Source organism: Steroidobacter sp., from assembly GCF_016790065.1.
GTDB lineage: Bacteria > Pseudomonadota > Gammaproteobacteria > Steroidobacterales > Steroidobacteraceae > Steroidobacter.
The window spans coordinates 1-10419 of record NZ_JAEUPY010000924.1 but is presented as its reverse complement, the minus strand read 5'-3'; the positions used below and the strand labels follow the sequence as shown (position 1 = coordinate 10419).

The following is a 10419-nucleotide window of genomic DNA, read 5'->3' as shown; positions in this document are numbered from 1 at the left end:
GTCGCTAGCCTTGGGTTTGACTCCGGATCGTCCGAACGCTGCCGGCGTGGTCAATCGGGTGGTGCAGGGAGTGAACATTCATCCTTGGTCGGGACAGCGCGATGTTTCTCGGCGTTGATGGCGGCGGCACCAAGACCGCCTATGCATTGATCGATGCAGCCGGGCGCATTCTGGCGCGCCACGTCGGCCCTAGTGTTAGCCACTTGTCCGAAGGGTTCGTCCACGCCAAGGAACTGTTGATCGGTGGCATCGGCGCGACGCTCGCCAAAGCTTCTTGCGCTCCTACCAATGTGACGTTTGCGTTTGTCGGGCTGCCGGCTTATGGCGAGGACAGCGCGACGACGGCGGTCATGGATGACATGCCTTCGTCCTTGCTCGAAACCACTCACTATCGCTGCGGTAACGACACTGTTTGTAGCTGGGCTGGCTCGTTGGCTTGCCGAGACGGCATCAGCGTAATTGCCGGCACTGGGTCGGTGGCCTACGGCCAGTATTTGGGACGGGAGGCGAGAGCGGGCGGGTGGGGCGAGTTGATCGGCGACGAGGGCTCGGCTTACTGGATTGCCCGCGAGGGATTGAATTTGTTTTCTCGCATGAGTGACGGTCGTGCTCAGCGAGGGCCGCTGTATGAGTTGGTGCGTGCTCGGCTGGGGTTGTCTGTGGATCTCGATTTGTGTGCGCGGATCTATGGGGAGTCAGGCAGCGTGCGAAGTGTGTTCGCGCAGTTCGCTGTGCTGGTGCATGAGGCCGCGGAGGCGGGGGATGCTCAGGCTGTGGCTGTTTTCGATAGAGCGGCGCAAGAGTTGGTTGAGTGCGTGTCGGCCGTGCGGCGCGCTTTGGCCATTCCGGCCGGCGCGATCGTTCCTGTTTCTCATAGTGGCGGTGTGTTCAATGGCGCTGCTCGGTTGAGCGATACGTTTCATGCCACCCTGGAGGCGGCTAAGTCGGGCTTCGAGTATCGCGCGCCAATGTATTCGCCCGAGATCGGCGCGGCCCTGTACGCCGCTCAGTTGGCGGGCCAGCTGCTTTCCGAGAGCGCGCTTGAGATGCTGACACAGCAGTGTTCGGCGACATGAAATTGAACTCGCTGTGGCTGGTCGCGTTGCTGCTCGCATCGGTTGTGGCCGTAGCGGCCGAGCAGCCGCCGTATCGCGCTAGCGACTTCGCTGCGGTGGAGAAGGTCGACACTCATGTTCACCTTCACGGCGCCTTGCCAACGTTCATGCTGCGAGCCGCAGCGGACAACTTCCGGCTCTTAACCATCAACGTCAACTACAGCGATTTCCCTCCGCTTTCTCAACAGCGGAGCGACGCATTGGCTCTGCGCCTTGCGCATCCAGACCGCGTAGCCTTCGCGGCGACCTTCGATGCGACCGACAGCCAGCGCACCGGCTGGGCAACGCAGACCGAGCGCCAGCTCGACGACGCATTCAAAGAAGGCGCAGTCGCTGTCAAAGTCTGGAAGGACATCGGCATGCAACAGCGCGACGCTGACGGTCGCGCCGTGATGATCGACGACGCTCGGTTCACTCCTATCTTAAGAATGCTGGAAGAGCGTGGCGCCGTGCTCTTAGGTCACTTGGGCGAACCGAGAAACGCCTGGCTCCCAGTCGCAGAGATGACCATCCGCAGCGACCGGGAATACTTCACCACGCATCCTCAATATCATATGCACTCCCATCCGGAGTGGCCGACCTACGAGCAACAAATCGCCGCCAGGGATCGAATGCTCGACGCTCATCCCAAGCTGCATTTCGTCGGCGTGCATCTGGCCTCGCTGGAATGGAGCATCGAACGCACAGCAGAGTTTCTCCAACGCTATCCGAACGCTTCAGTGGACCTCGCTGCTCGCTTGTCACACGTGCAGCGACAAGCCAGCGTAGACCGCGACCGCGTGCGCCGTTTCTTCATCGACTTTCAGGATCGAATCCTTTACGCCACAGACATCGCCTGCCAGGGTCCCCAAGAAGACAGTGCCTGTGCCGCGGAAGCGCACGAAACCTGGCTATCGGACTGGCGATTCCTGAGCAGCGCTGACCGGCTGCACTCCGACGAGTTCGAAGCGTCGTTCCGTGGCCTCTCGCTGCCTCGCGACGTGATCGACAAAATCTACAACGGCAACGCTCGCAAACTATTCCCCACGGCCTGGGCCAAAGCGCAGTAGGTCGCCGCCAAACGGGCCAACCCGATGGCGTTGCCACGGACAGGTGTGCTATCCAGGCTGCCAGTTCAGCGAGACAGCTTCAGGGGGAGGAGCCATGCCGATCTCGAATCGCATCTGGTGGCAGCCGCGTGCTTGGGCGCTGGCGCTATTGTTGCTGTCGGCAGGTGCAGTCCAGGCACAGAATGCCGGCGCTCGCGCCGCCTGCGAGAAATCCTTCAAACCCAGCACCGGCCAGCCCGGCAAAGATGTGGTCTGGGTGCCGACCAACGATCCGCTGGTGATCCGCATGCTGGAGATGGCCAAAGTTGGTAAGACTGACCTGGTCTACGATCTCGGCGCCGGCGACGGCAAGATCGCGATAGCCGCGGCCAAACAGTTCGGCGCCCGGGCCATCGGCGTGGAGTACAACCCGGACATGGCGCAGCTCGCGCAGTGCCTGGTGCGGGCGGATGGCGTGGCGGACAAGGTCAAGATCGTCCAAGGCGACATCTTCGAGACCGATTTCAGCAGCGCCAGTGTGGTCACGCTCTACCTGCTGCCGGAGCTGAATCTGAAGCTTCGGCCCACCATCCTGAAAATGAAGCCAGGCACGCGGGTGGTGTCGCATTCGTTCCTGATGGAAGAGTGGCGGCCTGATGAGAGTTCGGTGTCGACGGATGGCGCGGCCTATCTTTGGATCGTGCCGGCGGATGCCGCGGGCAAATGGTCCTTCAAGCAACAGCGGGGTGACGACAGCTTCGACGTCGATTTACAACAAACCTTCCAGAAGCTCACCGGCACCGTAGGCCAGGAAGAGATCACCAACGCTGAGCTCAAAGGCACGCACATCGAACTGATGTTCTCCGAAGGTGACGTGCATACGCGGCTGAAAGGGGAGATCAAGGGCAAGCAGATCGAAGCCGAGGTCTTTCGTAACGACAAGACGTCGACTTACATCGGCACGCGCCAGTAGCCCCACGAGCAGTTCATGAGCACGACGTTCGAACGCGAGCAAGCCACATCGGAGACGAAGCATTGGGCGGGCTCGGCGGTACCGACGCCCACCTTGAGTGTGTTCGATGCGACCATGATTACGGTCGGCATCGTCATCGGCGCGGGCATTTTCCAAACGCCGTCGATGGTGGCGGGAATTGCGGGCTCGCCGTCATTGATGCTGGCGGCTTGGGTACTCGGCGGCGTGCTGTCGCTGATCGGTGCGCTTACCTACGCAGAGCTGGCGACGACCTATCCCAGTGCTGGCGGCGACTACACATTTCTGACTCGTGCCTACGGTAAGCAGGTGAGTTTTCTGTTTGCCTGGGCGCGCAGCATGGTGATCTGCACCGGGTCGATTGCGTTGCTGGGATTCATTCTTGGCGATTATCTGACGCGACTGTTCGATCTCGGCGCGTATTCGTCAGCGATTTACGCAGCACTGGCGGTAGTGCTGTTGACTGTCATCAACCTGGTCGGCCTGCGTGGCTCGTCGCGTATGCAGAATGTGCTGACGTTGTTCGAGATCTCCGGTGTGCTGCTGGTGGCGATTGCGGGGATGACGCTGGATCCTGCGCCAGTGCCGATCGCGGCCACGTCTTCGGAAGGCGGTGGGGCCTTCGGTTTGGCGATGGTGTTCGTGCTGCTGACCTTTGGCGGTTGGAACGAAGCGGCGTATGTATCGGCGGAAGTGCGGGGCGGGCCGCGCGCGCTGGTGCGGACGCTGGTGGTCTCCATCGGCATCATCACAGCTGCTTATTTGATCTTTGTCGGTAGCGTGCTGCATGGACTCGGTTTCGAGCAGCTCAAAGCGAGTCAGGCAGTGGGCGTCGATGTGATCGAGCGCGCGTTCGGCCCACTAGGCGGTCAGTTGATTGGCGTGATCGTCGCGGTGGCGGCGCTGACGTCCATGAACTCCACCATGATCGTCGGTGCCCGCAGCAACTATTCAGTGGCTCAGGACTGGCCGACGCTGCGCTTCATGGGGCAGTGGCAGAGCGAACGTCACGCGCCTGTCGTTGGCTTTACGGTGCAGGCAGTGATTGCGCTGGCGCTGATCGTATTCGGCGCGCTGGAGAAGGATGGATTCTCGACCATGGTCGAATTCACCGCGCCGGTGTTCTGGTTCTTTTTCATGTTGAGCGGCATCGCGTTGCTGGTGCTCCGACGCCGCGATCCAGAACGGCCGCGACCGTTCCAAGTGCCTTGGTATCCGCTGCTGCCGTTGGTGTTCGTGGCCATGTGCGCGTACTTGCTCTATTCGAGCATCACTTACGCGCAGTCTCAGAACGCCGGCTATGTCGCGCTCGTGGTGATGCTCAGCGGCGCGTTCGTGTTGCTGGTTCTGCACCTTCGCGCACGCACAGGGCCCGCTCGATGAAGGTAATGATGCTTCGGGTCAGGCGAGGGCGGTTGACCTTGGAGTTCTGGTCTATGGCAGCGTCGACTGCGCCGTGTAACGCATGAAAGAACATGATGGCGGTACCGCGCGGCTCTTCAGCGAGCCAGGCGCCGGCCTTGGCGCCGTCGCTCAATAACTGGGTGAACTGATCGATGGCCGGATTGTTGCTCATCGCGTGCCGATCGAAGGGTTGGTTCTCGTGAAAGATCACATCGTGCAGCGGCACGTTGTCCAGATAACCCTCGATGACGGTGGTCACCCAGGCTTGCAGTTTAGGGCGCCAGCGGTTCGGGCCGCAGCGCTCCATGGCTGCCTCCAAGCGCGTGCAGAACGATGCGATGAAACGTTCCTGGATGGCGTGTAGCAACGCCTCCTTGGACGCGAAGTACAAATAGAACGTGCCCTTGGCGACTGCGGCGGCGTTGGCGATCTCATCGATGCTGGTGGCACCGATGCCTTTGTCCAGAAACAACTGTTGAGCGGCATCCAGCAGCTCTTCACGTCGCAACTCTGCCGGCTTGGTACGGGGCCGGCCCCGTGCCTTGGCTGGCGCCGTCACTAAGCGACCCCGGCGAGGGCGACTTCCACGGCCGCGCGATTGAACACGATCTCGTTGGGCCGGAACGCACGCGCTTCCAACCAGCGTAGCGCTGTGTTCACCGATCCAAAGGTCGCACTGGGCACGCCGAAGACTTTGTGAATGCTCATCTGCGGCATCTTGTCATAGTGAACGCCCGGGATCACCGAGGCCAGGCCGATGACGTTGCGCCGAATGGCGCGGCGCTGACCTTCCAGCCACCAGCTCAACCAGCGATCTCGATCGGAGAGCAGGGCGTTATCGCCGGCGGGGAAGATCTGCAGGGCCGCGAATGGCTCGTTCCAGGACAGCCAGTCCTGCCAGCGCGCGGCGACGTCGCGCAAATCTTCGGCCTTTTTACAGCCGTCGATCACCGAAACTACCAGCGGCCACTGACTAACGTCGTGCTGTGTCATGTGTTTGTCCCTTGCGGAACAAATAATGACTGGCGGTCAGTCAGTAGTCAAGTCAAATGCGAACGGATCGCATCGGGGGATTGGGCGGGGAACAGGCCGCCGCGGCTGCGGATGCGCCGCGGCGACCGGAGGGGCTTAGAACTCCTGCCAGCTCGAATCGTCACCGCTGGCCTTGGCCATCGGCGCCGCCGAATAGCTCGGCTTCGAAGCTTTCGGCGCCGGCTTGCGGACCGGCATCGGGCGCACATTGGCACGCGGAGCAGAAGAAACATTCGACGTGAACGAGGCGGGCGCCGGTGTGTAGCTGCCGGTGCTGGAGAAGAACGACACCTTCTCGATCAGCGATTGCGCCTGCTGTTCCATCGCCTTGCTGGCGGCGGCCGCTTCTTCGACCAACGCTGCGTTCTGCTGCGTGGTCGTATCCATCTGTGTGACCGCGGTGTTCACCTGATCGATGCCGCTGGCCTGTTCTTCGCTGGCCGCCGAAATCTCGGCGACGATGTCGGCAACGCGTTTGACGCTGGCGACGATTTCAGTGAGCGACTTGCCCGACTCATCGACCAACTGCGTGCCGGCTTGCACCTTGGACACGGAGTCGTTGATGAGGTCTTTGATTTCCTTCGCGGCGGTGGCGCTACGCTGAGCGAGGCTGCGCACTTCGGTGGCAACCACGGCGAAGCCGCGACCCTGTTCACCGGCACGCGCGGCTTCGACAGCTGCGTTCAAGGCGAGCAGGTTGGTCTGGAAGGCGATCTCGTCGATGACGTTGATGATGTCGGCGATGCGCTTGCTGGCATCGTTGATCTCACCCATGGCGCTGACCGCACGGTTCACCACCGAGCCGCCACGATCAGCCTGTTCACGCGCACCGACGGCGAGCTGACTGGCTTGGCGCGCGTTATCGGCGTTCTGTTTCACGGTCGCGGTCATCTCTTCCATCGAAGAGGCGGTCTCTTCCAGCGCTGACGCTTGCTCCTGCGTACGCTGACTCAGGTCGTCGTTACCGCTGGAAATCTGGCGAGCAGCGGAGCCGACCGAATCGGCACCCTGACGCACCGAGCCGACGATGTCGCTCAGTTTGTTGTCCATCTCCTGCATGGCGCCCAACAAACGGCCGAACTCATCGTGAGTCGTGATTTCGATCTTGTTGCCGAGCTTGCCGCTAGCGATGCGTTCGGCGGTGCTGACCGCTGTGCCCAGCGAGCTCATCATGGAGCGGATCAACAGCATGCCGAGCACGGTGCCGATGGCGCCGGCGATCAGCATCGAAATCCAGGAGACCAGCAGCGCGCGCTGACTGGCGGCAGCATTGGCAACGTTGGCGGCGTCGGCCGCTTTTTCCTGATAGGCCGACAGCTCGTCGCCGGCTCCGATCATGGCCCGAATGGCCGGGCGCAGATCGCTGACACGCATACGGCGCGCGCCTTCGAGATCACCAGCCTTGAGCTTCTCGACGGTGCGCTTACGCACGTCCCGGTATTCCTCGCCGAGCCGATGAAACTTGTCGGCCAGCGCCTGTTCTTCGGCGTCGGCTTTGGTTTCCTTATATTTGCTCCACATGTCGTCCACCGCTTTGGTGGTCTTTTCCTGAATCTGTTCGTACTCGCGGAACAGTTCCGGATCGCCATTCATCAAGGCCACGTCCAGGGCGCGCACGTTGTCGCGACGGGTGGCGGCGATCTTGTGAATGTAGTTCGAGGACAGGAAGCGGTTGCTATAGATCTCGTCCAGCTGCGCGCTGGAATCTTTCAACGCGCTCTGGCCCAACAAGCCCACTGCCAGCATGGCTGCGGCCAACAGGCCCAGCGTCAAGAACAGTCGGGTTTTGACACTCAAATTCTGCATGGTCATCACTTCAGGAAAGCTCGAAAACGGCACGCATCGTGCCTACCCCGTACGGAAAAATCGCAGCCCTGCAAGCCACTTTATGGAGATTCAGGTGAGGTCTGAGCAGGCCGTTAGGGGGCTCGAGCCGCGGGCGGTTAGGGCGCCGCCTTAGGCGAATGGCCATTGCAACCGCCACCTCGATGGCCGAGGCTTGGTCAGCTGGAAAAATGGCGCTGGAGGCGAGTATGGCCGGGCACTCCAACTGGCGAAACGCGTGGCTGGCGATGGCCTGGGCAGCCTTGCCGGCGGTCGCCGCCGAACACGACCATGATTCATTGGGCAAGGTCAGCATGCCGGTGTCGTGCTCGGTAACGGCACAGGCGCAGTTCAACCAGGCGCTGGCGCTGCTGCATCACATGACCTACCCGCAAGCGCGCGAGGCCTTCGAAAAAGCCCTCCAGATCGAACCGGGGTGCGCCATGGCGCACTGGGGTGTGGCCATGACGTTGTTCCAACCGTTGTGGCCGACTCGTCCGTCGCACACAGCGCTACAGCGCGGTTGGGAAGAGGTGCAGCAGACCAAGTCGCTGCGAGTCAGTCCTCGCGAGCAATATTTCGTCGCGGCGGCCGAGGCATTCTTCCAGCAACCCGAGTCGTCCGACTACTGGCTGCGCATTCGTCGCTGGGAGCAAGCTTCGCTCAAAGCGTATGAGGCGTTGCCTGGCGATGATGAAGCGGCATTGTTTTATGCACTGTCGCATCTGGCGACCACTCCGGCGAGCGGCAAGTCGCGCGAGCATGCCGACGAGGCGGCTGCCATTCTGTTCCGGGTCTACCAGAAACAACCGGATCATCCCGGCGCGATGCATTACCTGGTACACGCCAACGACGTGCCGGGTCGCGAGCGTGAATTGTTGGACATCACTCGAAAGTACGAAGCCATCGCGCCCAACAATCCGCATGCGTTACATATGCCGACTCACATCTATACGCGGCTGGGCGAGTGGGACGGCGTCATCAAGGGCAACCTGCGAGCTGCCGACGCGGCGTTGTTACATCCGGCGGGTGAGCATGGCGAGTTGGTCTGGGATGAGTTCGCGCATGCCATCGAGTATCTGATCTACGCCTATTTGCAGCAGGGCGCGGATGTCGAGGCGGCCGAACAGTTGCAGCGGCTGCGCTCCACCGGGCACATGGAGCCGACTTTCAAGACGGCGTTTCATTTGGCCTCGACTCAAACGCGCTTTGCATTGGAGCGTCGTGCTTGGAACGAGGCAGTGCACATCGAGCCGCGCACGCCGACCTATTTGGATTGGGATCGCTTCATGTGGGCCGAAGCCATCGCGCGCTTCGGCCGAGGACTGGGGGCGGCCCATCTGGGTAAGCAAGATGAAGTGACCGCTGCGTTGACGCGACTCACCGAGCTGGAAGGCGTGGCGAGCAAAGCGGGCGAGGATTTGTTTGCTCGTAGCATCAAGGTGCTGAATCTCGAGCTATCGGCTTGGTCCGCTCATGAGCAAGGGCAACACACGCGTAGTGTCGAAATCATGCAACAGGCTGCAGAACTCGAAGCTGCCACACCCAAGCACGCGGTGACACCGGGGCCGACGCTGCCGGCCTACGAGTTGCTCGGCGACTTATATATGGAGCTCAAGAAACCGACCGAGGCGTTGGCTGCGTATCGACGTTCGGGCGAGCTGTATCCGCGAAGGTTCAATAGTCTGCTCGGCGCCGCTCATGCTGCCCGCGATCTTGGCGATAAGGCCAGTGCGCGAGCTTATTACAGTCAGCTGCTCGAACTAGCGGCGCCCGATTCGCCGCGGTTGCAGATCAAAGAAGCCAAGCAGTACGTCGCCGGTCGATAATTCAAGCGGCGACTTTCGCAGCGGCCTTTCGGCAGCGCTCTAACAGACGTGCATCGCCGGACTGCTCGGCATAGGCCGTGAACTCGGGCGTCGGGCCGCGCCATTTCAATACGTCCACATTATCGAATAGCGGTGCATCGGTACGCAGCGTGGCTAGACGCTTGAACAATAGCGCCAACTCCAATCGCTCGCCACTCAGGACTTCAGCAGGAAATTGCTCGATAGGGCCGTGTTTGTTCACCAGGCGTGCCGCACCGACGCGGCCTATGCCTTCCAGGCCCGGATAACCGTCGGCCGTATCACCCACCAAGGCAAGAAAATCCGCAATCAACGCCGGCGGCACACCGAACTTTTCCTGCACGCCTTGCGCGTTACGCATCGCCTTGGTCTTGCGATCCATCTGAATCACGCGATCCTCGACCACACACTGCGCCAGATCTTTGTCTGGCGTCCAGATACAAACCTTCTCGATGCGCGGATCCTTGGCAGCCAGATGAGCAGCGGAGGCGAGCGCATCGTCGGCTTCGAGTTCCACCATCGGCCAGGTCGTAATGCCCATGGCAACCAGCGCGCGCTCCAGCGGATGGAATTGTGACCAGAGTGCGGGGTCGATGCCATCGCCGGTTTTGTAGCCCGGCCACAGTTGATTACGGAATGATTCGATGACGTGGTCGGTGGCTACGCCGACATGAGTCGCGCCTTGTTCGATCAACTCCAGCACCGTGTGCAGTACGCCGTTGGCGGCACCCATTGGCTTGTCCTGGCCTTTGTTGAAACGGCGCAAACCGTAAAAATGACGGAACAATTCATACGTACCGTCGACCAGGTGGATGACCATGCGCGCACTCGTCGGGAATCGGATGAATAGTCTGACACGTGCCTGCGATGCCGTCGCCGCCTTCGTGGCGCCGCTTTACCCGGAGCCGGGCAGGGTTCGGCGGTGCGCCGGTGGCCTGTGCTACTTTAGGCGCTGTTTTTGGAGATTCGTGCGGGATGACTCAATTCGATGCCTGGTTCGACGGCCGCTCGTTCGCGGCTCTGCTGTTCGACATGGATGGCACCTTGCTCAGCTCCATCGAGGCTGCGGAACGGGTCTGGACTCGCTGGGCCGCGCAGTTCGGTATCGATGCCAAAACGTTCCTGCACGACATCCATGGCCGGCGCGCGGTGGATTCGGTGCGACGGCTGAACATTCC

Annotated in this window: 9 protein-coding genes and 1 pseudogene; 6 read left to right on the top strand and 4 right to left on the bottom strand. The window is 61.3% G+C overall.

Going from position 1 to position 10419, the window contains the following annotated elements:
• The first annotated feature begins 101 nt into the window (after positions 1-101).
• The 4 genes from JNL55_RS36780 to JNL55_RS36765 all read left to right on the top strand — a co-directional run bounded on the left by JNL55_RS36780 (position 102) and on the right by JNL55_RS36765 (position 4517).
• A complete protein-coding gene (locus tag JNL55_RS36780) occupies positions 102-1076 on the top strand; it encodes an N-acetylglucosamine kinase (protein WP_293866940.1) in 975 nt (324 codons plus the stop codon).
• A complete protein-coding gene (locus JNL55_RS36775) occupies positions 1073-2164 on the top strand; it encodes an amidohydrolase family protein (protein WP_293866937.1) in 1092 nt (363 codons plus the stop codon). Before JNL55_RS36780 ends, JNL55_RS36775 begins: the two co-directional genes overlap by 4 nt.
• 94 nt (positions 2165-2258) lie before the next feature.
• Positions 2259-3116, top strand: a complete 858-nt coding sequence (locus JNL55_RS36770; protein WP_293866933.1) for a class I SAM-dependent methyltransferase — start codon at positions 2259-2261, stop codon at positions 3114-3116.
• A 15-nt stretch (positions 3117-3131) separates the two neighbouring features.
• Complete coding sequence (locus JNL55_RS36765; protein ID WP_293866930.1) at positions 3132-4517, top strand: APC family permease; 1386 nt, start codon at positions 3132-3134, stop codon at positions 4515-4517.
• Here JNL55_RS36765 and JNL55_RS36760 read toward each other — a convergent pair.
• The 3 genes from JNL55_RS36760 to JNL55_RS36750 form a co-directional block, all read right to left on the bottom strand.
• Positions 4456-5097, bottom strand: a complete 642-nt coding sequence (locus JNL55_RS36760) for a TetR/AcrR family transcriptional regulator (protein ID WP_293866927.1) — start codon at positions 5095-5097, stop codon at positions 4456-4458. The two genes, JNL55_RS36765 and JNL55_RS36760, sit on opposite strands and share 62 nt — an antisense overlap.
• Complete coding sequence (locus tag JNL55_RS36755; protein ID WP_293866924.1) at positions 5097-5531, bottom strand: hypothetical protein; 435 nt, start codon at positions 5529-5531, stop codon at positions 5097-5099. Before JNL55_RS36755 ends, JNL55_RS36760 begins: the two co-directional genes overlap by 1 nt.
• 135 nt (positions 5532-5666) lie before the next feature.
• A complete protein-coding gene (locus tag JNL55_RS36750) occupies positions 5667-7376 on the bottom strand; it encodes a methyl-accepting chemotaxis protein (RefSeq protein ID WP_293866921.1) in 1710 nt (569 codons plus the stop codon).
• A 227-nt stretch (positions 7377-7603) separates the two neighbouring features.
• Here JNL55_RS36750 and JNL55_RS36745 point away from each other — a divergent pair, with 227 nt between their 5' ends.
• Positions 7604-9223 (top strand): tetratricopeptide repeat protein, encoded by a 1620-nt coding sequence (locus JNL55_RS36745; protein ID WP_293866918.1) that lies wholly within the window; start codon positions 7604-7606, stop codon positions 9221-9223.
• Position 9224: 1 nt separating this feature from the next.
• On the opposite strand, the gene JNL55_RS36740 is transcribed toward JNL55_RS36745, so the two are convergent.
• Positions 9225-10061 carry a 5'-3' exonuclease gene (locus JNL55_RS36740; protein ID WP_293866916.1) on the bottom strand — a complete coding sequence of 279 codons (837 nt, stop codon included), beginning with the start codon at positions 10059-10061 and terminating at the stop codon, positions 9225-9227.
• Positions 10062-10216: 155 nt separating this feature from the next.
• Here JNL55_RS36740 and JNL55_RS36735 point away from each other — a divergent pair.
• A pseudogene (locus JNL55_RS36735) lies at positions 10217-10419 on the top strand (HAD family hydrolase); the annotation flags it as partial.

Bases quoted from the DNA above. Each gene is read 5' to 3' on its own strand.
- JNL55_RS36740 (WP_293866916.1), bottom strand. From the start codon at position 10,061: ATGGTCATCCACCTGGTCGACGGTACGTATGAATTGTTCCGTCATTTT.
- JNL55_RS36750 (WP_293866921.1), bottom strand. From the start codon at position 7,376: ATGCAGAATTTGAGTGTCAAAACCCGACTGTTCTTGACGCTGGGCCTG.
- JNL55_RS36755 (WP_293866924.1), bottom strand. From the start codon at position 5,531: ATGACACAGCACGACGTTAGTCAGTGGCCGCTGGTAGTTTCGGTGATC.
- JNL55_RS36770 (WP_293866933.1), top strand. From the start codon at position 2,259: ATGCCGATCTCGAATCGCATCTGGTGGCAGCCGCGTGCTTGGGCGCTG.
- JNL55_RS36775 (WP_293866937.1), top strand. From the start codon at position 1,073: ATGAAATTGAACTCGCTGTGGCTGGTCGCGTTGCTGCTCGCATCGGTT.
- JNL55_RS36765 (WP_293866930.1), top strand. From the start codon at position 3,132: ATGAGCACGACGTTCGAACGCGAGCAAGCCACATCGGAGACGAAGCAT.
- JNL55_RS36745 (WP_293866918.1), top strand. From the start codon at position 7,604: ATGGCCGGGCACTCCAACTGGCGAAACGCGTGGCTGGCGATGGCCTGG.
- JNL55_RS36780 (WP_293866940.1), top strand. From the start codon at position 102: ATGTTTCTCGGCGTTGATGGCGGCGGCACCAAGACCGCCTATGCATTG.